Annotated in this window: 14 protein-coding genes and 1 pseudogene; 10 read left to right on the top strand and 5 right to left on the bottom strand. The window is 72.1% G+C overall.

What is annotated here, in order from left to right:
- Positions 1 to 157: 157 nt before the first annotated feature.
- The gene (locus CCE01nite_RS21075) at positions 158 to 814 is read right to left on the bottom strand and encodes a trimeric intracellular cation channel family protein (RefSeq protein ID WP_034625712.1); all 657 of its coding nucleotides are present in this window, start codon (positions 812 to 814) and stop codon (positions 158 to 160) included.
- Positions 815 to 950: 136 nt separating this feature from the next.
- Between CCE01nite_RS21075 and CCE01nite_RS21070 the strand changes: the two genes are divergently transcribed.
- From CCE01nite_RS21070 to CCE01nite_RS21060, 3 genes are all read left to right on the top strand, one after another.
- Positions 951 to 1487 carry a GNAT family N-acetyltransferase gene (locus CCE01nite_RS21070; RefSeq protein ID WP_084142476.1) on the top strand — a complete coding sequence of 179 codons (537 nt, stop codon included), beginning with the start codon at positions 951 to 953 and terminating at the stop codon, positions 1485 to 1487.
- A gap of 8 nt (positions 1488 to 1495) precedes the next feature.
- Positions 1496 to 1921 carry a VOC family protein gene (locus CCE01nite_RS21065; RefSeq protein WP_034625709.1) on the top strand — a complete coding sequence of 142 codons (426 nt, stop codon included), beginning with the start codon at positions 1496 to 1498 and terminating at the stop codon, positions 1919 to 1921.
- Between the two features lie 186 nt (positions 1922 to 2107).
- The gene (locus CCE01nite_RS21060; protein ID WP_141372984.1) at positions 2108 to 3004 is read left to right on the top strand and encodes an endonuclease/exonuclease/phosphatase family protein; all 897 of its coding nucleotides are present in this window, start codon (positions 2108 to 2110) and stop codon (positions 3002 to 3004) included.
- Positions 3005 to 3149: 145 nt separating this feature from the next.
- On the opposite strand, the gene CCE01nite_RS21055 is transcribed toward CCE01nite_RS21060, so the two are convergent.
- Together CCE01nite_RS21055 and CCE01nite_RS21050 are read right to left on the bottom strand one after the other, a co-directional pair.
- Complete coding sequence (locus CCE01nite_RS21055; protein WP_034625700.1) at positions 3150 to 3716, bottom strand: hypothetical protein; 567 nt, start codon at positions 3714 to 3716, stop codon at positions 3150 to 3152.
- A 346-nt stretch (positions 3717 to 4062) separates the two neighbouring features.
- Positions 4063 to 4470, bottom strand: coding sequence for a RidA family protein (locus CCE01nite_RS21050; RefSeq protein ID WP_034625696.1), 408 nt, complete (start codon positions 4468 to 4470; stop codon positions 4063 to 4065).
- Positions 4471 to 4547: 77 nt separating this feature from the next.
- Here CCE01nite_RS21050 and CCE01nite_RS21045 point away from each other — a divergent pair, with 77 nt between their 5' ends.
- Positions 4548 to 4931: a winged helix-turn-helix transcriptional regulator gene (locus CCE01nite_RS21045; protein WP_034625692.1), complete on the top strand. Its 384-nt coding sequence runs from the start codon at positions 4548 to 4550 to the stop codon at positions 4929 to 4931.
- 11 nt (positions 4932 to 4942) lie between these two features.
- Here the strand turns inward: CCE01nite_RS21045 and CCE01nite_RS21040 are convergent, their stop codons facing one another.
- Positions 4943 to 5311, bottom strand: a complete 369-nt coding sequence (locus CCE01nite_RS21040; RefSeq protein WP_141372983.1) for a hypothetical protein — start codon at positions 5309 to 5311, stop codon at positions 4943 to 4945.
- A gap of 844 nt (positions 5312 to 6155) precedes the next feature.
- Here CCE01nite_RS21040 and CCE01nite_RS21035 point away from each other — a divergent pair.
- Positions 6156 to 7859 (top strand): zinc metalloprotease, encoded by a 1704-nt coding sequence (locus tag CCE01nite_RS21035; protein ID WP_141372982.1) that lies wholly within the window; start codon positions 6156 to 6158, stop codon positions 7857 to 7859.
- A 1653-nt stretch (positions 7860 to 9512) separates the two neighbouring features.
- Here the strand turns inward: CCE01nite_RS21035 and CCE01nite_RS21905 are convergent.
- Complete coding sequence (locus CCE01nite_RS21905; RefSeq protein WP_052103551.1) at positions 9513 to 10271, bottom strand: helix-turn-helix transcriptional regulator; 759 nt, start codon at positions 10269 to 10271, stop codon at positions 9513 to 9515.
- Positions 10272 to 10397: 126 nt separating this feature from the next.
- On the opposite strand from CCE01nite_RS21905, the pseudogene CCE01nite_RS22620 reads away from it, so the two are divergent.
- From CCE01nite_RS22620 to CCE01nite_RS21010, 5 genes and pseudogenes are all read left to right on the top strand, one after another.
- A pseudogene (locus tag CCE01nite_RS22620) lies at positions 10398 to 10571 on the top strand (ComEA family DNA-binding protein); the annotation flags it as partial.
- Positions 10572 to 10868: 297 nt separating this feature from the next.
- Complete coding sequence (locus CCE01nite_RS22470) at positions 10869 to 10994, top strand: hypothetical protein (protein WP_281282423.1); 126 nt, start codon at positions 10869 to 10871, stop codon at positions 10992 to 10994.
- Between the two features lie 9 nt (positions 10995 to 11003).
- A complete protein-coding gene (locus CCE01nite_RS21020; RefSeq protein WP_052103549.1) occupies positions 11004 to 14174 on the top strand; it encodes a Tc toxin subunit A-related protein in 3171 nt (1056 codons plus the stop codon).
- Between the two features lie 12 nt (positions 14175 to 14186).
- A complete protein-coding gene (locus CCE01nite_RS21015; protein ID WP_034625669.1) occupies positions 14187 to 20294 on the top strand; it encodes a toxin TcdB middle/N-terminal domain-containing protein in 6108 nt (2035 codons plus the stop codon).
- A 343-nt stretch (positions 20295 to 20637) separates the two neighbouring features.
- Positions 20638 to 21708, top strand: a complete 1071-nt coding sequence (locus CCE01nite_RS21010; protein WP_157464164.1) for a hypothetical protein — start codon at positions 20638 to 20640, stop codon at positions 21706 to 21708.
- Positions 21709 to 22875 lie beyond the last annotated feature (1167 nt).

Genomic DNA, 22875 nt, shown 5'->3' with positions numbered 1-22875 from the left:
TCCGGGCATCGCGCGATCCTCTCCTCGTGGGGTGACGGTCCCGGTGCGGTGCCCGGACGCCGTGAGGGGACGCGCAGGCGTCCCGCACCCCCATTGACCGTCGTGCCGGACGGCCGTGGCAAGCGGTTGTCGTCACTTGCCCGGGCGCCGCCACGCGCTACGCGCGGGCTCCGTCGCTGCGGTCGGTGCCCGGAGGCCGGGGCGCGTGGAGCCCGTAGCGCAGGCCGACCATCCGGATCGTGAAGCACGCCGCGGCCGCGCCGACGGCCGCCGGGGCGCCCAGCACCTCGTCGACGCCCGTCGTCGCGGCCGCCACCGCCAGCGCCGCACCGACGAGCGCCGGGATGGCGTAGACGCCGCTGCTCAGCACGCTCGGGACCTGCCGGACCAGCACGTCGCGCAGCGTCCCGCCGCCGACCCCCGTGACCGCCCCGAGGATGATCGCCTGCATGGGCCCGGCGCCGAGCTCGAGCGCGCGACCCGCCCCGGTCACGGCGAACAGGCTCAGGCCCGCCGCGTCGAGCACCTCGATGGGGTTGCTGAACCGGTCGAGCCCGCGGCTGAACGCGAACGCGAGGAGCCCACCGACGGCGGCGACGGTCAGGTAGCGCCAGTCGACGAACGTTGCGGGCGGCAGCGCGCCGAGCAGCACGTCGCGCAGGATCCCGCCGCCGACCGCCGTGATCGCCCCGAGCGTCACGACGCCCACGATGTCGACGTGCGCCACCCGGATCGCCGTCATCCCGCCGTTCAGCGCGAACGCGAACGTCCCGACCAGGTCGAGCACGATGAGCACGGTCGTGGTGGCGGTCACGACACGGGTCTACCGCACGGACGGGGTCCCGGCAGCGGGCAGTGCTGCGGGACGGCCGCGCCGGGACGCCGCACGGCGACGCGGCCCCGAGTTCGCGTGCCGCATGTCCGCGCTGCCCGGTCGCTAGGCTCGCGGCGTGGACCTGCGCCCGTACCGCGACGACGACGCGGCCGCGACGCTCGACGTGTTCCGCCGGGCGATCCGTGTGCTCGCGAGCCACGACTACACCGCGGAGCAGGTCGTGGCGTGGGCGAGCCCCGACATCGACCCGACTGGCTGGGCCGCACGGCGCAGCGCGAGCCGGACCCAGGTGGCCGAGGTCGCCGGCCGCGTCGTCGGCTTCACGGACGTCGACGACACCGGCTACGTCGACATGCTCTTCGTCGACCCGGACGTCGCGCGGCGCGGCGTCGCCTCCGCGCTCCTGCGCTGGGTCCGCGCGACGGCCGAGGAGCTGGGGCTGCGCGAGCTCACGACGAACGCGAGCCTGACCGCGCGTCCCGTCTTCGAGGCGCACGGCTTCACGGTCGTCGCCGAGCAGCACCCGGTGCTCGGCGGCGTCGAGCTCACCAACTTCCGGATGCGGTGCGTCCTCGAGCCGGCAGCGGGCCCTTCCTCCGACGCGACTCCCGGGCGCCCGAGACCTTGTCACCCGAATGGGGAGGGCGGTTGACTCCCGGGATGGGATCCAACCGGTCGATGCCCGAGTCCGCTGTCGTGCCCGTGCTCACCTACCCGGACGTCCCCGCCGCCGTCGCGTGGCTCTCGGCGACGTTCGGCCTCGTCGAGCGGCTCCGGATCGGCGAGCACCGCGCGCAGCTGCGCTGCGGCGAGGGGGACGTCATCGCCGCGAACGGCGGGGGCGAGCGCCGCGAGCCAGGAGCCGGCGCGGTCAGCCACTCGATCATGGTGCGCGTCGAGGACGTCGACGCACACTGCGAGCGCGCCCGGTCGCACGGTGCGCAGGTCCTCCTGGAACCGACCGACCACCCGTACGGCGAGCGTCAGTACACCGTCGAGGACCTCGCCGGCCACCAGTGGACGTTCACGCAGACGACCGCCGACGTCGCGCCGGAGGAGTGGGGCGGCGAGCTCGTCGACGCCTAGCCCGGCCGGGCTGCCCGGCGCCACAGAGGTGCCGGCCCGCCGCCCGCTCGTGCCTCTCCGCAGCGGGTCGTGCCGCCTCGGCAGGCGGTCGAGCCGTCCGGGACCGGTGCTGGCGGGGCTCACCGTGCGTAGAGTCGCCGCAGGCACACAGTGACGTGTGCCGATCGCACTCGAGGGGGAGCGCACATGATCACGAGGACTCGCGCCGTGCTTGCCGCGGCCGCAGTGATGATCCTGGGGGCGGGCGCGATGCCCACGTCGTCCGCCGCGGACGTCGACACGTCGTCGCACGCAGGGAGCTCGGTCGCCGTGTCCGACGTGGAGGACGCCGCTGCCGCGAGCAACGCCGCCGCTTCGGCCAACCTGCGCGTCGTCCAGCACAACACCGACCAGGACGAGGCCCGGTGGAACCGGGTGGTGCGACTGGCGGAGTCCGGCAGCTGGGACGCGGTGACCGCCCAAGAGGTCTGCTCGGGCTGGGTCACGGCCCTCCGGGCGAACCACCCCGCGTGGACGGTCGCGTTCCACGAGCAGGTGGCCAAGGACGACTGCCCGGGCGGGACCAAGGGCAACGCGGCCATCCACCCCGGCGCGGGGAGCGCCTTCGACGAGGCCTTCGACGTCGCCGGAGAGGGCAAGAACTTCGGGATCGCCTGCGCGGTGTTCGACAAGGGCACGCACCGGGTGCACGCCTGCTCGACCCACTTCACCGTCTACGACGACAACGCGGCGGAGGTCCGGCTGCGGCAGGCCCGACGGGTCAAGGAGATCACCGGCGACTGGATCGGTCGAGGCCACTCGGTGGTCGTCGGCGGCGACCTCAACACCACTCCCACGCTCGCTGCCCTCGACCCCCTCTACAAGCACCCCGAGGGGCGGTCCAACGGTCGCTTCATCGAGGCGGCTCAGCTCGCCAACAACGAGACGAGGAGGGTCGGTGCCGACACGGTGGCCGGTCGCAAGATCGACTACGTGTTCTTCTCCGCCAACCACACCCCGTTGAGCGCCGGCGGGAACCTGACCTACGAGGAGCCGGACGACGGCAAGCACAAGATCCTCAAGGCCACGACCACGCTCCACTGAGAACCGGCGGCTGGAACCGTGACCACGGTCGCTCTCGGCGTCGTGGTCGCGGCTCGGCCGCCGCGCGGCCGGGACCGCGGCTACCCATGCTGGGTGAGAACCGCGGGCGTGATGAGCATGTCGGCGAAGTCGCTGCGGGCAGCGGTCAGGGCGTCCGGGTCGGGACGGTCCTGGGCGTACCAGGCATCGACACGTCCCGCAGGACGGGAGGTGCCTCCGTCACCTCGGTCACGCCGGCGACGAAGCCGTGGACCAGTGGCCACGCCAGCTGGTCGGCCAGACCGAGGCGCTGGTACGCCACCCGTGACGTCCCCTGCGTGAGGATGACCTGGTCGCCCGGCACGCGGGCCCACGCGGCGAGATCCCGGCACATCCGTTCCGTGACCGCTGGGTCGACGCCCCACCGCTCCGGGGTGCCCGCCGGAGCACCCCGGAGGTCGGGTGGCACGGTCATCGAGTACGCGAGGAACGCCGCAGGGCGGCATCGCGCCCGGACGGGGCGCAGCTCGTCCGGGGTGTCCACCTGAGGTGAGGCCAGCACGCGGCCCTGGCACCCGGTCCGTGTCAGCTCGCGGGCGAACGCCGTCAACCACGCGCGGAACGACTCCCGGGTGCCCGGGTGATGCAGCGAGATCACCGGGCCGTGCACGGACGGTTCGACGCCCGAGCCCTCGCTCGTGCCGTCCTCGACGGACGCGCTCGCGTGCCGCATCGCCGCGCCGCACGCGTCGATCGCCGCACGCAGCGGCCACGCCGCCTCGGGTGGCTGCTCGAACAGCAGCGCCAGCCACTCCCACCCGTTCGCCTCGGCCCGAGCCTCGACGGAAGACCATGCGACAGCGACACCCGAGGGTTAAGCCGTGTCGCTCATGCGCAACTCCGTCCTGGTAGCCGACCGGCCGATCTCCCCGCGAGGGGGGGACTGACAGTGTGCGTGTGCCGCTGCCGTCGTCGGTGAAGCGGTGCTCGTGATCGGCGACGGGGCGAGCCGGCGCCCAGTCGCTGCGGGTCGGTGCCGATCTCAGCGGGCCGCGACCGGCCGCCCCGGCCGACGGAGCTCAGTCGAGCACGGCGTACGCCTCGACCTCGACGAGGACGTCGGCCTCGAACAGGATGTCGACACCGATGAGCGAGGCCGGGGGCATCGGCTGGGGCAGGTCGAGCTCACGGGTCACGAGCTCGACGCCCGCCATGAACGCGTCCATCTTCTCCGGGGACCACCCGGTGACGAAGAAGCGCAGACGCACGACGTCCGCGAACGTCGCACCCGCGCCGGCGAGGCCGCGGGCGGTGTTGCGCAGCGTCTGGGCGACCTGGCCGGTGAGGTCGTCGGCCAGGTCGCCGGTGTCGGGGTCGCGGCCGATCTGCCCGGCGACGTGCACGTGGCGGGTGCCCGTCGCGACGGAGACGTGAGCGTAGGGGACGGGCTGGAGCATGGACTCGGGGGACAGCAGCTGCACAGACATCGGGTTCCTTGCGTCGAACGGGTAGGTACCCCATGTCTACCTAGTTCCTGGAGGGAACTTCAACGACACTAGGTTCCGTGAACGACACCACCTCTCCCAGCGACCCCGCCCTGCTCCAGGTCGACGCCCCGCACCGCGAGCTGCTCGATCAGGTCCTCGACAAGTGGTCGCTGCAGGTGCTCGACACGCTGTGCGGACGGCCGCTGCGCTTCAACGAGCTGCGCCGCGAGATCCCGGCCGTCGGGCAGAAGTCCCTCACCGCGACGCTGCGTCGCCTCGAGCGCAACGGCATGGTCGAGCGCGTCGTGATCGCCACACGGCCCGTCGCCGTCGAGTACCGGATCACCCCGACCGGGGACACGCTCAACGAGCTCGTCGACGCGCTCCTGCGGTGGACGACGGTGAACCTGCCGGACGTCGAGCGGGCGCGGGCCCGGTTCGACGACGACGAGAGGCGGTGAGATCCACCGTCTCAGTCGAAGAGGATGAGCCTCGCTGCCCGGCCCCAGGGCGACAACGCCAGCGCGAACGCCACGACGCACCCGACGAAGGTCAGGCCGGATGCGATCGCGAGGACCCATCGGCGAGCGGCGGCCTCTCGGGACGCGTGGTACGCACCCACACCGACACCTACCGCGGAGAGCACGGGACCGAGAGCGATCGCCCACATCGCCACGACATGGGCGACGCCGACAAGAGGAGGAGGCACCCAGGCGAACACGTCGGCGGTCGACATGTCGGCCGCGACGCTGACGGGGTCGCCGGGCGTCACCCCTGAGTCGCCCGCCAGACCGCGCTGAAGCAACGGCACCAGGAAACCGGCGTAGATCGCGAGGAGCACGACGGTCCCCAGGAGGCAGAGGCCGATGAGCCGACGACGGGGCGGCGCAGAGCCAGGTTCAGCGACCGCCGGCTCCGGCTCGTGTTCCGGCGCACTCAGCATGCTGCTGAGGGTCGCACCGCACCTGTCGTCGAGCAACGTCCGCGCAGGACCGGTTCTGCGGATGCTGCACGCGCATCGTCCCGACCGATCCGCCCGATGAGGCGCCGGATCGGTTCATGGCATCGACCGGAGGTGCCCGTACGAGAAGGTGGCCTCGACGGTCTGGCCGACCGACTCGACCGCCGACCCCTCTCAGCGGAGCCTCCCATGCCGGATCGAGCTCGCCCGTTCACGACGATCGACCTCCGTGACCTCGTCGAGCTGTTGGGCTCCTACACCGACGACCGGTTCGACGTCGAGAAGGTGCACCGTTTCCGGGACCCTTTCGTCTACGCGCTCGAGGTGACCCAGGCGATCCAGTACCACCGTGCCGAGGAGCACCTGACGAACGCGGACGACCGCGGCGCCGACAACTCGGTCGAGCTCATGGCCTACAAGCCGGCGTGGGTGCGCACTTACGTCCGCTCCGGTGTGCTCGGTGCGAGCGCGGACGTCAGCGGACGGCTGGTGGTCGAGCGCATGCAGCTGATCGCCTTCCGGCCGCTGTGGCAGGAGGTGGCCCGGCTCGACCCCGCGGCGCCCGGCGTCGTGACGACCCAGTCCCGACCCGGGTATGCCGCCGAGCGCGGCGCGATCGGCTCGACGCTGAACTTCGTCCTCCCGGAGGACGTCGTGGCGGGGACGCTGCGTCTGACGGTCGAGCTGTTCCGCACGGACTCGCCCGACAGGGTCGTGTCGACCTATGAGATCCCTCTCGGTGCACACCCGGCAGCAGCTGCGTCTGCGCGGCGTGATGATCAGCTACGCGGGGCCGGACCCGACCGTGAACGCCGCGAACCCCCCGCAGATCACCCTGCCCGCGCCGACCGTCGCGGACCTGAGGACCACGGCAGCGTGGACGTTGACGGTGATGCCCGTCGACGCCCAGGGCATCTTCTCCAGCGCCGGCACCCTTCCGTGGAGCACCCCGCTCACCGGCGTGGCGACGTCTCCCGGCGGCTGCTCGCTGCAGTGGATCGCCCTGAACGCGGCCGTCGCCGGCGTCCGGATGAACGACGGGAACCGCACGGACGTCATCTACTACGGGCTGCTGCCTGCCGGGACCCCGATCGCCAACGTCGGAGGCTGCGAGTCGAGCGGGGTCAGCACCGGCCCGAACGGCCAGCAGGTGACGATGGCCCATGAGGTCGGCCACGGCGCCGGTCTGGCGCACGGACCGTGCGGGACACCAGGCGACCCCGGCTACCCGGCGTACGAGCCGTACCACCCGGCGAGCACGCCGACGGCCTCGCTCGGCGAGTACGGCCTCGACCCCCGCAATGGGCAGGTGCACCGCCCGACCGAGAAGGACCTCATGTCCTACTGCGGGCCGCCGTGGATGTCGCTCTACCACCAGGGGCGTCTGACCAACAACGCCCGCCTGAACCCGACCAGGATCAGGAGCCAGCGGTGGAAGGCTCCGATGTACATCCACCCGCACCTGTGGCCGTGGGAGTACATCCCCGACCCGCCGCAGTGGGAGCGTGGTCCTCATGAGGTCGTGCGGATGAGGGCGGAGCGGGTCGTCTCGATCATCGGCGTCGTCGAGCGCGGAGAGCTGCGGGTCACCGAGGTCACGCGCGTCGCTGCTCTGCCCCAGGTGCACGGCGGACGGCCGACCGCGTTCGTCGCCGAGCTGGTCGACGCCGAGGGCCGGGTGATCTCCGCGGCCGACGTCCAGCGCCTGCCCGCGCGCAGCTGCGGTTGCGGCTGCTCCGGGGAGGACGGGGGTGGGGGCGCCGAGGACAGCTACGTATTGTCGGTGCTGCTCCCGGACCTCGAGCGCGGTGCCGCGCTTCGCGTGACGGGCACGGGCGCCGACGGCGAGCGGACCGAGGTCTGGCGCGTCGAGGCGCCCGAGCGGCCCGTGGAGATCGACGGCTTCGAGGTCCGCCTCGAGAGCGGTGCCGGCGTGGCCCGCTGGGAGCTCGCGGCACCGGACGAGGGGTGGACGGCCGCGCTGCAGTTCTCGCCGGACGACGGCAGGTCGTGGAACAGCCTCGCCGCCGGGATCACCGACAACCGCTGCGAGTTCTCCGTCGAGGACCTCCCGAGCCGAGCCGAGCTCGTGTTCCGCCTGCTCGTGCACGACGGCTTCTCGACCGTCACCGCCGAGACGAGGGCGACGAGCGCGCCGCGCCCGGTCCAGCTCGTCGTCATGCACCCGCAGGACGGCGCCGTCGTGGGCGCCGGGCAGCCGCTGCGCCTCTGGGCGTCCACCGAGGGCGAGGTGCTGGCCGAGCCGGAGCGCGGGCGCTGGTACGTGGACGAGGAGCAGGTCGGCCGGGGTTTCGACGACTGGGTCGTGGCGCCGGCGGCAGGAGAGCACACCGTCCGGGTCGAGTGCGACTCCGACACCGGCACGAGCGTGGCCGAGGCTCGCTTCACGACGGTCGACTCGGAGTAGCCCGTCGAACGCGGGGGAGCTGCGTGCCTGCGCCAACACAGTGCCCCGAGTGGGATTCGAACCCTGACAAAGCCGCATAACGGACACACGTCCTATCGCGTCACCGCCCTGAACTGCGGTGATGTGTGGATCGGTGTGGATCTATCGGCTCCGACGTGGCGTCTGTGTCCCCGCGGGGGATTGGTGTTCGGCTGGGTTGGGCGCGAAGACCGGGCGGCCATCCGAGGCCGGCTGTCGGCGGCGGTGTGCGCCGAGCGACCGGACGCTCGCTCCGAGAACGGCTGCATCTTCAGGGGCTGCGTTGCGTCCCGGTCCCGGTTGGGGCTCGGCAACCTCGACGGTAGCGCTGTTGATGAGTGCGGCGACGTGGGCGGGGGAGAAGCGGATGCGGCCCTTGCCGAGTCGCAGGTGGGCGACGCGCTCGCGGCGGGCCTGCTCGCGGACCCACCATGCCGACGTGCCCAGCATGGTCGCGACCTCTTCAGGGCTGTAGGTAGCGGGAGATCGTGCCGAACTCGGAAGCGCGGCCGGGCTCGCGATGCTGTCGTCAGTGGTAGACATGTCCACAGCGGCTTTCGGTAGAGGGTGGGGACCGGCCCGCATCCGCTCGTGGCGGGCATCCGCCCTCGGGTGTGGACCTCACTCGCAGGTAGGCCTGGCACGAGTCAACTTCGAGCCGGTTCTCGTAGGGGCCACGCGAGAACGCCTGCATCTCTAGGTCCTCTTCTTTACCACGGACTCGAAGAGTGTTCGGGCAGGTTCGCCGTCCTTCCCCCGGAATGTGCGCGCGCCGCGCGCGAGATTCAGAACAGGCGTGCGCCATCCGCGGTCGCCGCGACGAGCGGCCCCCTGCCGTCGACGCCGGCGCGGCCGGGAGCACTTTGGGTGCGGCGCGTCGGGCGCGTCAGCAGGCGACGGTGGTCGCTTCGCTCGCCGCGGTCGTCCCGACCGTGTACGCGGGTGCGGAGCGGGGCGCGCCTGGACGTGGTCCTCGACGCCGGCGAGGAGTTTTCGTCTGCGGTTGCCGGCGTCCGAGCCCTCGCAATCTGACGACGGAGGCGACCTGGCCGGCCGCCGTACCGGTCCGCCGTCATTGACCTGCAGGTGATCCCGCGTCAAGCGGGTGCCGGACCGAGGAGCGGCGGCCGCGGAAGCAGGCGGTCAGCCTTCGGCTCGGAGCACGAAAGAGCCGAGGATCGCGAGACCTCAACGCAGGCGACAAGCAAGGGACGGCGGCGACGTCCGCCTGCGATCTCGATGAGCACACGGCGGCGTGGCCAGGTCTGCCCACGTGCGCGGCCTAGTTGTACTGACCCGCGGCGTTGTGTACACGGTCGATCGGCGTTGCCCGCCCGAGCACCTGCTCGGCTGAGCCGAGCTTGGGAGCTGGTCCAGGCCGTCGTCGCACGCAAGGCGACGGTCGAGGCCTGGATATGCACAGCGCTGGCCGTGGCAGTCTCGGAATACTTGCTGTGGCACGCAGGTGAGCCGTCCCACCTCGGGGACGCCGGCTCGTTCTAGGGTTTTGATGCCAGCGGCAACGAGCGGTTCCAACGTGACCACGGCGGCGGTGACACGGCCACCGGCCAACTAGCCACCTGCGCGCCGGCTTGACGGCCACACATCCACCTACCGTCGTCAGAGCTCGGCTGTCTACTGCGCCGGGCGGGTAGCGTGCAGACGTTCCGCGCGCTCGGAGCGACCTTGCGGCAGCACCGGAGCGTCGACGAGCAGACCTGTGGCCCGCGCGCGCAGGACCGCTGACAGGCGGTCATGGACCTGGAGCTTGTCGTAGATGCTGCCCAGGTGGTGGTTCACCGTCCGCGGCGAGAGCGATAGCCGGGCGGCGATCGTCCGCGCGAGTAACCCGTCCGCCAACAACTGCAGGACCTCGTGCTCGCGGGGCGTCAGGAGGATGACGGGGCGTGCCGCCCTCCGCTGCTGCGGCACTCGCTCGACGGTCGAAAGGACGCCGTCCACCGCCGCGAGTGGCTGCTGGGCGTCCGTCAGCAGCCTGACAGCCGACGCGGAGAAGCCGCGTCGGCGCACGAGCAGCAGGCCCGTGTTTGACCCGGACGACCCCAGCGGTACCCAGACCGTCCACGTGCTCGATCCGACCCGCATGGGGTCACCGTGCAGCGTCGAGGGAGCACCGGCGAGGCCGCGAGAGGCCTGGGCCGTGACCGCGCTGCCGGCCGGCGCGGGGTAGGCCGCGTCCACGTTCGCTCGGCCAGAGTCAGCCTCCCACCGGAGATAGCCGCAGGCCTCGGCACGTACCAGGCCGCTCACCACGCGGCACAGGCACTGCCTGGGGTCCTCACCGGCGGACACGCCGGACAGCACGCCAGTGACGACGTGCAGCACGTCGTCGGCGTTCGTCCGGGTGCGCACGCCGTCCACGGGCAGCTCCACCTCCAGAGGGCCCCCGTGTCGCTAAGTGCACGGAGAGGCACAGCATGCCACTCCAGTCCAGTCCGTAGATATGCCCATGCCCTCGATGACGGTCCCCGTTTTACGGTCTTAAGAGGGGGACATTTCATGGATCCGATCGACATCAACAGCGCGTCGGTCGACGAGCTGCTCACAGCGGGGCTCGACGAGGCGGTGGCCGCTGCCATCGTGAGGCACCGAGAGGAGCACGGGCCTTTCCGGACCGTGAACGACCTCATGGCCGTCGAGGGCATGCACGCGCGCCTGCTGGCCAAGGTGCGGAACTCACTCACCGCCGGTGGAGCGGGCGACGTGCGGCGACGCCCCGCATCCGGGCTGCAGGTCGTCATCTGGGGGCGACCGCCGACGAGCCGGCGGAGGCCGACTTCCGAGCGCTGGTCGTCGTCACCACCGACCCGGCCGGGCACTTCTTCGGCCCCTACCCGGTCAGGGACTTCACTCGCGCGCACGCGACGGTGGGTCTGGACGGAGAGCCCGTCACGGTGCCGGTGCACCTCGACGGCACGGTCGTCCCGGAGTGCGTCGTCCTGGTGGTCGACCTGCCCGCGCCCGAGGACCATGACGACGACGACTGCGGCTGCGACACGACGTCCGCGTGGCCGCTGCGCGTGGCCGCTGCGCGTGGCCGCGTACGACCGCGAGCAGCTCGTGGGCGGCTACACGTTCGTCGTCACCTCACGCTAGGAGATCGCCATGGCCGTCGTCGCCGAGACCTACTCCTTCCGGCACGCGTCCGCCGTGCTCACCGAGTTCGTCACCGCCCACACACCCGCGGGCGGCGGCAAGCCGGCCGCCGCCGAGCTCGCCGCCATTGAGTCCGCGCTCGTCGAGGCGACCGCCGCCGTGACGGCGCGGCGCTACCAGGACGCCGTCGAGGCCTACCGGTCCGCCGAACGGCTGATCTGGCGACAGCTCAACCCGCGCAGCACGTGGGAGTGGAGCTCCACGGTGGACCTGTCGCGGCACGTGTCCCTGCTCGAGCCGCTGGTCGAGATCTCGCTGGCGTGGCTGGCGGTGCTGCCCCTGCCGGGCCCCCGGCCAGGACCGGTCAGCACTCGACCGCTCGACGACAGCGTGCTGGCGAGCACCGCCGCCCTGGATGCGACGGGCCTGCGTGCCACGGCGGTGCGCACGGCGGCCGACGCTGCGGCAGCAAGCTCGGTCGCCTTCGGGTCCGCGCTCGGTGCGGCCGGGCAGGCGGGGAGCGCGCAGGTGGTGCTCGACCGGGCGAAGGAGCTCGCGCCGAACCTCGTCCCGCGGCTCGAGGAGGCGGTCGACCTGGGTCCGGCCATCCACCGTGACCTGCTGCTGCCCCGCGCACGGGTCCTGGACCCGGGAGCGGCCGGCGTGTTCCGCGCGCTGCGCCTGCCCGCTTCGGAGCGCATCGAGCTGCCGACCGCCGTGACAGCGGATCGCACCCTGCTGCTCGCGGACGCCGGGGGAGCGGTCCAGGAGCTCACGTGGACCGCCGGGGCAGAGCCGGTCGCGGAGGTCGTCCGGCTGCTCTACGCCGACCGGGTGACGCGCACCGACCTGCTCGACCGCTTCGTCCGCCCGAAGGAGGCGAGCGACGCGGTCCTGGGGCTCGCGCACGCGTACTTCTACGAGATCCCGCTGGGCCTGGCCGAGTGCCACCACGCGCTCGGGGACTGGGCCCGGGCCGAGGAGCAGTACCTGCGGGCCGCGAGCTACTCGTTCCTGAACACCGAGACCGAGGCGCCCTTCGTCTGGCTCAGGCTCGGGACGCTCTACGTCGACTGGGGCATCGCGCACTACCGGCAGGACGAGCACGCCGAGGCGCTCGCCGTGCTCGGCAAGGTCCTGAGCCCGGACGGCAGCGCGCCGGCCAGCCCGCTGTGGGACACCCCCGGCCTGGCGGGACCAGCCGCGGCGGCTCGCGCCCTGCTGCCGCTGCCCGCGGAGCCGGCCGGGCTCGCCGGCGACGCCGCCACCGCCACGGTCCTGCTCACCGCCTGGGAGCAGCTCGTGAAGCTGGCGGCCGGCCTGGACTTCTGGGGCATGCCGACGCAGTTCGTCCCCATCTGGACCTACGACTACCTGCGGTCGGTGGCCGTCGAGTTCGCCCAGCTCGCCGTCTCCGCCGAACGGGACGTCGTCGCCTACTGGTCGCGTGCCGACGCCGCGCGGCTCACCCAGGCCCAGCTCGTGCAGTCCACCGCGCAGGCCCGGGCGGAGGCCGCCGCGACCCGGCTGCAGCGGGACGCCACGTCCGCCGAGGTCACCGTCTACGACCGTGCCGTCGGCCTCGCGGCGCAGCGTGCGGCGGACGCCACCACCGATGCCGACACGTACGCCACCACCTCCAGCCAGGCGCTGATGCACTCGGCCCTGTCGGCACAGCTTTCGGGCGGCGACGACGGGAACGCTCGGCAGCTGGACGCGCTCGCCGACCGGATGGTGCTCGGCAACTACCGGCTGTCGGGGGACCGCGGCACGCTCGCCGCCGCCGAGTCGCTCGCCGCGCAGCGGCTCAACCGCGACTACGAGGTCGACCGGATGCGTCGCCAGGCCGCGCAGCTGCTGCAGGCCGAGGCGCAGGCGGTCGCCGAGCGGGCCGCCGCGCGAGCCCGGCTCGCCGCCGCGGACGCCGCCGTCGCCGTCGCCGACCTGCGGGCCAGGCACGCGGACGAGCTGGTCGCGGTCTTCGACGACGCGACCTTCACCCCCGAGGTCTGGTGGCGGATGGGCGAGGTGATGCACGGCATCTACCGCCGCTACCTGACGATGGCGCTGCGGGTCGCCCGGCTCATGCAGCAGGCCTACAACTTCGAGACCGACCAGGCGCTGACGCTGATCCGGGCGGACTATTCGCTCCTCGAGGTGAACGGCCTGCTCGGCGCCGACGCCCTGCTCGCGGACATCTCGCAGCTCCAGTACGACCTGGTCGCAGTGGCGCGGGGCAAGCCGCAGCCGGTGAAGCACACCGTGTCGCTCGCCGAGTCGCACGGCCTGGCGTTCGAAACGGGGCTGCGGCAGACCGGGGTCATGGAGTTCGAGACGGACGTCGACGAGTTCGACCACGCCTTCCCCGGCACGTACGCCGGCCGCATCGAGGCCGTCGAGGTCGAGGTGGAGGGCCTGGTCCCGGTCCGCGGCGTCCGCGGGTTCCTCACCAACAACGGGGTCAGCGCCTACCGGGTCCCGGGTGCCCCGGCGGCGGTGAAGTTCCGGCTGCAGCCCCGCGAGACCCTGGTCCTGTCGGAGTACGAGCGCCGCCGTGACGGGCTGCTTGTCGCGGACGACACGCGGGCCCGAGGCGTCTTCCAGGGCGCCGGCGTCTGCTCGTCGTGGCGCCTGGAGCTGCCGAAGGCGGTGAACGAGCTGGACTTCGGCGCGTTGACCGACGTGCGGCTGACCTTCTACTACTCCGCCCGCTACGACCGGGACCTGCACGAGCAGGTCCTCACCGAGCTGGCCGAGCGGCCGTCGGTGCACGGGCGGCAGCGTGCCGTCCCGCTGCGGTGGCTGTACCCGGACCTGTTCTACCTGCTCCAGGACACCGGGGAGTTGGTGCTGCCCCTGACGGCGTCCGACTTCCCGCGCAGCCAGCGCGACCCCGTCCTGACCGAGCTGGGACTGGTCCTGACGACCGACGGCTCACGGTCCGCGCAGGGGATCACGGTCGAGGTGGCACCACCGGCGGCCGCGGATGCCGTGGCAGCGACGACCGACGCCGCCGGGATCATCGGCTCGGAGACGGGCCCGTGGGTCGGCCTGGCCACGGGACCGGCGATCGGGGACTGGCGCATCAGCATCCCCGAGGCCGCCAACGCGGGTCTGGATCGCGCGGTGGTCGCCAACCTCGCCCTCCTGCTCGGCTACAGCTACACGCCCCGCGCCTGAGGCACGCGGCTCGTGAGCGCCACCAGCGGCACCGACCCGCTCGTCCTGAGCCGCCCCGCCGGGGGCGGGGCGGTGCGCGGGCTCGGCACGTCCTTCAGCACCGACCTGAACACCGGAGGCGGGTCGTACGGTGTCCCCATCGAGGTGCCGGCCGGACCGAACGGCCTGCGTCCGAAGCTCGACCTGTCCTACCAGTCGGCCGGCTCGACCGGGCCGTTCGGGCTGGGCTGGACGCTCGGGACGCTCGCCGTCGTTCGCTCCACCGATCACGGCGTCCTGACCTACGGCGACAGCGACCGGTTCGCGATTCCTGGCGTCGGTGAGCTCCTGCCGCTGGACGACGGCACCTGGCGACCGGAGGTGGACACGCTGACCTGGCTGGTCCGGCGCGCCGGCGAGGGGTGGGAGGTGGCGGACCGGGACGGAACGCGCTACGTGCTCGGCGCCACGGCGGGCACGCGAATCGAGGAGGTGCTGGGCCCGTCGAGCCGGACGTCCAGCTGGCTGCTCGAGCGCATGACCGACGTCGCGGGGAACACCGTGACGTACCGCTACGTCGCGGACGGTGGATCGCTCCTGCTCAGCCGCGTCGAGTGGGGCACCTGGCAGGTGCGGCTCGGCTACGAGCAGCGACCCGATCCGTTCCTCGACGGTAGGACCGGGCGGCTGGTGACGTCCTCGTCCCGCTGCGCCACGATCGAGCTGCACGCGCCGGCCGCAGCTCAGAGCCTGGTCCGCCGGTGGGCTCTCGGGTACACCCAGGGCGCTCCGTCCGGCCACTCGCTGCTGACCTCGGTGACGCTCACCGGGCACGGGGCGGACGGCGAGGTCGCGGCGGCCCCCGTCCTGCGCCTGGGCTACACCGAGCCGGCCCGGGCGACGTTGCGGCCGGTGGGAGCCCCGGCCGTGCCCGGTGGCGGCCCCGGCTCGTTGGCCGACGGGACCGGCGAGCTGGTCGACCTCAGCGGCGACGGGCTCCCGGACCTCCTGGAGGTGGGGCCGGGCGGCGCGAGGGTCTGGGACAACCTCGGTCAGGGGCGGTGGGCCCCGCCGCGCCGGATCGACGTCGTCCCGCCGGGGCTGGGTGACCCGGGCGTCGCGCTGGCCGACCTGAACGGGGACGCCACGGCCGACCTCCTCGTCCTGGACCGGCCGCTCGGCGGGTATCACCCGCTCGTGCCCGGTCGGGGCTTCGGGCCCGCGGTCGTGTGGCGGGACGCGCCAGCGGTGCAGCTCGCCGGCCCGGCGGGCGCGGGGACGGCCAGGCTGGCCGACCTCGACGGCGACGGCACCGTCGACCTCCTGGCCTCGACCCGGGACTCCCTCGCGCTGTGGTTCCGCGCGCCCGACGGCTGGTCCCCGCGGCCCGTACTCGTGCCGGCCGGTCAGGCGCCGCCGGTCGCCATCGGCGATCCGCGAGTGCGCCTGGCCGACCTCAGCGGCGACGGGCTCCCGGACCTCGTCCGGGTCCGTGGCGGCCGGGTGACTTGCTGGCCGGGGCTCGGCCGCGGGCGGTGGGCCGACGCCCACGAGATGGGTGCCCTGCCCGATGCGCCGGCCCCGCTGGACCCGGCTCGGCTGCACCTCGTCGACGTGGACGGCGACGGCCGGGCCGACTGCGTCTACGTCGATCTCGACCGGGTGCTCGTCTGGCACAACCTCGCCACCGGCTGGAGCCCGCCCACTGTCGTGCGCGGGACGCCACCCTGCCCGCCGGAGGCCGTCCGGCTCGTCGACCTCCTCGGCACGGGCACCGCCGGCGTGCTGTTCAGCCGGGTCGCGCACGGGGGCAGCGGCACGCGGTCGGTGTTCCTGGACCTGCAGGGCGGCAGGAAGCCCTACCTGCTCGCGTCCGTCGACGCCGGTCTCGGTACCGTCCAGCGGATCAGCTACCGGACCTCGACGGACTACGCGTCCCAGGACCGCGCGGCCGGGCGGCGATGGACGACTTTCTGCCCCATGCCGGTGCACTGCGTCGCCGAGGTGCTCGACGAGGACCGGGTCACCGGGACCACCCACCTGGTGCGCAACCGCTACCACGACGGCAGCTACGACCCCCGGGGCCGCGTCTTCGCCGGCTTCGCCGAGGTCGAGGTCGAGGACGTCGGGGACGACGTGGTGCCGACAATGCTGACCACGAACCGCTACTCGGTCGGACTGCACCCGGATGACACGCTGCGGCCCCTGACCACTGGCGACCGGCTCCGGTTCGGCGCGCTCCGCCATCGCCTGCTCGAGACGGCGCGCTACGCCCCGGACGGGAGTCCGTCCGCGGGGCGCCCCTTCCAGGTCGTCCGGCACGAGCACGAGGTGGAGCTCCTCGAGGCACGGGACGGGCGCTTCGTCGCTCTGCCCCGGCCCGCCCGCACGACCGAGGAGCAGTGGGAGCGCGGTGAGCGCCCCTTCGCGGTCCGCGAGATCTCCTACCTGGCCTACGACCGGGACGGCAACGTGCTGCGCCAGCGGGAGCGGGCCTTCCGGGCGGCCGACCCCGACCGACCGGACTACGACGTCACGACGGAGATCACCTTCGCGCGCGACGATGTCCGGCACGTCGTCGGCAAGCCGGTCCGTGTCACGGAGTCCGCCGCGGACGGCAGCCTGCTGGCCGTGACCGTGCACGCCTACGACGGCCCGGCTCACACGGGCCTGCCCGAGGGCATGGTCGCCGACGGGTTCCTGACGAGGATCTCCCGCCTGGCGGTCACCGACGAGCTGGCCGAGTCGGTCTACGGCGCCGACCAGCCCGACTGGGCCGCGCACGGCTACCTGCGGCGTCCGGGGGAGAGCGGCTGGTGGGTGACGGAGGTGTCCTGGGCCCGGTCCGGCCCGCCCGAGGCGCGGGTGCTGGAGAGCCGGAGCCCCGTGGGCGGCACCACCGTCGCCCGGTTCGACGTCGCCGGGCAGGCCCTGCGCGAGGTCGTCGATGCGGTCGGTCACCGCCGCACGGCCGACATCGACCCTCGCACCGGGGCCGTCGTGTCGGTCACCGACGAGAACGGGCGGACGACCCGGGACCGGCTGGACCCGCTCGGACGCGTGGTCGTGACCGTGTCGCCGGGTGACGACGACGTGCTCCCCAGCGTCCAGCACGACTACCGGGTCGCGGACCTCACGGGGACCCGGCCGGCACCCGCGCGCACCGGGACCAGGCGGCGGGTGCGGCACGGGGAGGCCGGGACCTCGGACGAGGTCGCGCACCTGGACGGACGCGGGCAGACGCTCGCAGTCGTGGGACCGGGGGAGGGCGACGACGGGCGGCGGCACATCGTGCGGGAGGTGTCCATTTACTGCGCGCGCGGGGCGCTGTCCCGGCGCTACCTCCCGCGCTACGCGTCCGACGACAGCTGGGTGCCACCGGAGATCGACGCACCGCACGTGGCCTACCGGTACGACGCCGCGGGGCGGATGGTCGAGCAGGTGCGCCCCGACGGCGCCCGCGTGCAGCAGGAGCACGGACCGGGCTTCGTCCGGACCGTCGAGGAGACGACGCTCGCAGGTCAGCGGCACCACGTGGTCACGAGCCGGCTCGACGCACTGCGCCGTGTGGTCGCCGTCGAGCACGAGACCGGTGTCGGGGCGCAACGGCGCACGGACGTGACGACCTACCGCTACGTCGCACGGGACCGGCTCGCGGAGGTGGGCCACGCCGACGGGGGGACGTCGGTCGTCGTGCAGGACCTGCTGGGCCGGATCCTGGCGCAGGTGTCGGGGGACACCGGGCGCACGCTGTTCATCCTGGACGCAGCAGGCAAGCAGGTCGAGCGCCGCCTCGCCAACGGCGGCCGCTCCCGCACGGCGTACGACCTGCTGGACCGACCGGTGGCCGCCCACGTCGACGACGACCCGGCACCGTCGATCACCTGGAGGTACCTTGGCCCCGACGACCCCGCGCCGCCGGACGGCGTGAAGGACCGCCGCGGCCGGCTGTGGCAGGTGGTCGACCGGATCGGCACCCTCACGTTCGCCTACGACGCCGTCGGCCGGATCGCGCAGACCCGCCGGGGGGTGGAGGCACACGGCGGCCACGAGCTGGTCACGGACACCGAGTACGACGCGCTCGGGCGCGAGGTCGCCACCGACCTCCCGGCCGCCCGGCCGGGGGGGCCGCGGCGGCGGGTGAGCACTCGCTACGGCCTGCGCGGCCTGCCGGTCGAGGCGCCCTCGGTCGTCCGCTCCGCGGACTACGACGTCGTCGGGCGGCTGCGTCGACTGGAGCTCGCCAATGGCGTCGTGGCGCAGGAGTCTTACGACGAGCTCACCGGCCAGCCCGTCCGCCTGCAGGTCACGGCACCAGACGCGACCGTGCTGCGCGACCAGCGCTACACCTACGACGCGGGCGGGCTCCTCCTGTCCGTGACGGCGGCGCACGCCGGCGAGCAGATGACCTGCACCTATGACGACTTCGGGCACCTCGAGGCCGTGGACTATGCCGACGGGCTGCACCGCGGGTGGAGCCTTGACCCGTCCGGTGACATGCGATCCGTGGACGGTCTCGGCGAGCTGACCTACGCACGACCGGACTCCGCCCAGGTCGTGGCCGCCGGCGGGAGCGCCTACGGCTACGACGAGGCGGGCTTCCTCACGACGGCGCCGTACGGGACGCTCACGTACAACGGCGTCGACGACCTGGTGCGGGTCGACCTGCCGGACGACCGTGGGGTGGAGCAGGTCTTCGACTACCGCGGTCAGCGCGCGCTCCGCCGCGTGGTCACTCCTGGTGCGCCGGACCGCGTCACGGTCACCGCCGACCCGCACGCCGACCTCGTCGACGGCGAGGCGACTATCTGGGTGACCTTCGGCGACCGGCGGGTGCTGGCGGTCGCCGCGGCGTCCAGCGCGTTCCTGCACGCCGACGTGCACGGGTCGGCCACCCTGTTCACTGACTCGGCGGGCGCGCTCGTGGCGCGCGTGCGGCTCGACCCGTACGGCGTGCTGTTGGGAATCGAGGGTCGCAACGGTCCCGCGACGGCCGCGATCGTGCCGGGCGACGTGCGCTACCTCGGCCAGCCCTTCGACGTCGAGATCGGCCTGCTCTGGATGGGACGGCGGGGCTTCGACCCACGCCTGGGCCGCTTCCTGTCCCCGGACCGCACCGTGCACGGCATTTACGGCATCGACTCGTGGAACCCCTACTGCTACGGCAGGGGCAACCCGATCCGGTTCCGCGACCCCACGGGCCAGTTCAGCTGGGGCGACTTCTTCGCGATCGTCGCCGTCGTCGTCGTGGTCGCCGTCCTGGTCGTCGCCGGCTTCTTCACCATGGGCACGACCTGGGCGCTGGCCGGGGTCACCATCAGCGCGAGTGCCGTCTTCTTCGGAGCCGCCGTCGGGGTGGCCGCCGGCGCCATCCTGGGCGGCTACGCCGCGTCCAAGGCCGGGGGCGACATCTGGAAGGGCGTGCTGGTCGGCGGGCTCCTCGGTGGCGTCTCGGGCGCGCTCGGCGGGGCGGCCGGCTCGGCGGTGTTCCTCGGGCTGGGCGGCGCAACGGGTGGCGCGTCCTACCTGGCGTTCATCAGCTCCGGCGCCATCCAGGGTGCGTTCGCCGGCGCCGGGACGGGCGCCGCGATCGGCTACGCGGGCGGCCGGGGGAGCGCGGAGCAGTTCTGGACCCATGTCGCCAAGGGAGCGCTGATCGGCTTCGTCTCCGGCGCGCTGCTCGGTGGCGCCACCGCATACCTGCACAACAACCCCGGCATCGGGATCAACGTCGGGTTGAGCAAGGTCGACCCGCGGACGCCTGCCGCCGGCGGGCTCAGCGAGCGCGTCACCTATCTCGACAGCGCCGCCAGGCTCGGCGCGAACGCCGGCGGCGCGTCGTCGCTGCGCGGCGCCACCTCCTTGGTCAGTCTCGGGACGGCGTCCCCGGGGGCGCTGGCATTCCATGTCGCCCTGCCAGCCTGGGCGCCTCAGGCGCTCAACACCGTCGGCATCGCCGCGACCACGGACATGCTCATCGCCCTCGACAAGTACGACGTGTACCGATTCGGAGACGTCCTTTTCATGGTGCTGGAGTCCTTCCCATACTTCATCGGACTCGGGCTGACCTTCGCCGACGCGGCCGGTTACCTGGACTGGGCCAAGAACCCGGTGCGCGACTTCTTCGCGATGCCTTCGTGAGTGATCGCGGCTCGCGCCTCGGGCACATCTCGGCACGAACGGATCGCATGTGAGAGGTCGCTGCCGAGGGCGCGATCAGGGACCGACGACCGCGAGGATTTCGTTGCCTATGGCGCGGGGGCGTCGAGCTGCACCAGGCGATCGTGTTCGGGATCGAGCCGGTCTCGCAGCCGCCCCGCTCGTGCGAGCCGACCGGCGCAGTGACGCCGTCGCGACGGTACGTGGCACGTCGCCGCCTCATATTATGCCGAAGGGCTTCCGTCCTTGCCGGCGCTGCGAGACACTTGAGCAACCGGGTGCAGATTTAGGCACACATCGGGCCCGGTAGAAGGGCTAGGCTGCGATGAGCGATGCAAACCGGGGTTTCCCCCACGCCCGTCTCTGGCCGTCCACTGCGCTCGCTGCGCTCATCTCCAGCGGTCTGCTCCTGGTCGTGCTCGTGGTCGCCCTCGAGTTGCTCCGACGTTCGGGCTCGTTCGCCGAGCGCACGTTGTCCCCCGTTGTGCTGTTAGGCGCTGTGGTGGTTTCGGCGATCCCCGTAACCTTGCTGCTGATTGACCGTGTCGCCGCTGGCGCGGGAACCCTGCGCGGTCCGGGCGGCTTCGAAGTTTCCTTTGCCGGGGCAGCTCTTGCGGCGGAGAGAACCACAAACCAAAAAAGCATTGCGGCGAACCTCGGCAGCATTCCCGGTCAAAACGTAGCCGACAGCGGCGGAGGGATACTTCGGACGCTGGAGCCCCTAGTTGGCGCGGAGGTGGGCATAGTTGACCTCGAAGAAGGTTCGGCATGGTGGCAGACCCGCCTTCTTGTGCTTTTGTCCGGCGCCACTCGTGTAGGCTACCCACGGCTGATCGTCTTTGTGGCGACTATTGGGGGTCGTCCACGTCAACTGCTAGGCTGGGGAGTGCCACGCAATCTGCTGCGAGCTCAATTGGCACATTGTCCAGATGCACTCGCGGCTGCCTTTCACCGTGGACGCGCAGATGCGCTTCGGTGGATGATCAGCTATCCAATCGACGAGCGGCTTGGCGTGACGCCATGGTTGCCGAGCGCCCAGGTTCCCTTCTTGAACGAACCGGTCGGACCGAGCCGAAGTCATCGAGAGCTAGTGCCGGAGCGACTGCTCCTCTTGCAGGTGGCTAGCCTTGAGAACGGCGGTACCCCGTCTATAGGTGATGACCTGTTCGTATCCGAGCATGTGGCTCGTCGGCTGTTTGGTTCCGTATGGTGCACGGCAGCGGTGGATCGTCACGAGGAAGATCAGAAGTGGCAAGATGCGGTTCTCTCGGGCACGGATCCCTACCTCGCGGTAACAGACGAGGGGAGGTACTCCGCAATGATTGACCGGCAAGCGGCGGTGAATGCGGTGATAGTGAGCCTCGTATCACCCGACGGTGAGCATGCTGGACGGTAGAGCGAAATAGCGACGGGCGACGGCGAGAAAGCGCGCGTTGGTTTTCGTGGTGGACCACGGTAGACCCTTGACCGACGGCTGGCGTCGTAGCTTGACCCTGCCCGCGTCGCGTATGTAGGCCAACTGGGCCACGCACATCTCATTCGAAGCGCTGGCGGTGAGCGGCCAGGGCTGTGGAGGCGCCGTCTGCTTGAGGCTGCTCGGTCGACGCCGGCCCCCTGCCGCCTACAATATCGCCGCTGCTACTGCGGCTGAGTCTCAGGCGGTTGCCATTTGTCGTCCTCCTGTGCGAACTCGGCCCGGTCCCCCGGAGGTACCTCGTGGAGAACCGGACGACCGGCGGGTAGTTTCGTGACCGCGAGCTCCCCGACGTCGTCGGAATGAGTCCGCTTGATGTTCGAGGCCCGCACGATCACGAGTCGCTCGAGGTGCGGCACGTCCGGGTCCGCCGGTGCGGCGTTCTCGTTCAGCATGGCGCGCGCTGCTCTCGCATCGGGATCCCGCTTCGCTGCGGAGGCGGCCTCGCTCGTGAACGGGCGCACTGCTGATCGCCGGTGCCGGACGGTCCGCAGGGCGAGAACCACGTCCGGAAAGCCTTCTTCCCGCCACAAGTGCGGTGCATCCGCGAACCGCGTCAAGGCACCGTCCTGCCGGGGCAAGCTGCTCGCCGACCACGCGAACGGGCGCCCCCGCACCACGACCCGCCGTGATCTCCGCGTAATCGCCGAAGAGATCCAGCGCCGGACCAACGGCGACGCCGCGGTCTCGCTCCACCTCTCGTACGTCGCGGACTGGAAGGCTCTCGCTGGAGCCCTCACCGGCAATCCATTGGGCCTCCTAGCCGGAATCGACCCTCGCGTAACCGTGGATGACCGGGCACTGCGGTACCGGTTGGCGTCGGTCCTTCCCGGGCGCGGGTTTCGCCGGCTGGCGACCCGGCTGATCCTGGCGCAGCACGAGTACTTCGCACTCGATCGGTCCTTGCGCAACCTCTGGTATACCCAGTTCAAGTCCGCCGGGTCGTAACGAAGGGCCCCAAGTCCCCCGCGCGCGCGGGTCGGTTGGTGCGTGGCCCCCACGTCCCGACGCAGGAACAACGCAGCAAGACTTCGGCATAGAAGATCAGAGCGGCACGAGCCGTGCCCGGGTGGTCGATGTAAGGGCATC

This window comes from Cellulomonas cellasea (assembly GCF_006538745.1).
Taxonomy (GTDB): Bacteria; Actinomycetota; Actinomycetes; order Actinomycetales; family Cellulomonadaceae; genus Cellulomonas_A; species Cellulomonas_A cellasea.
This window is presented reverse-complemented; position numbering and strand designations above follow the sequence as displayed.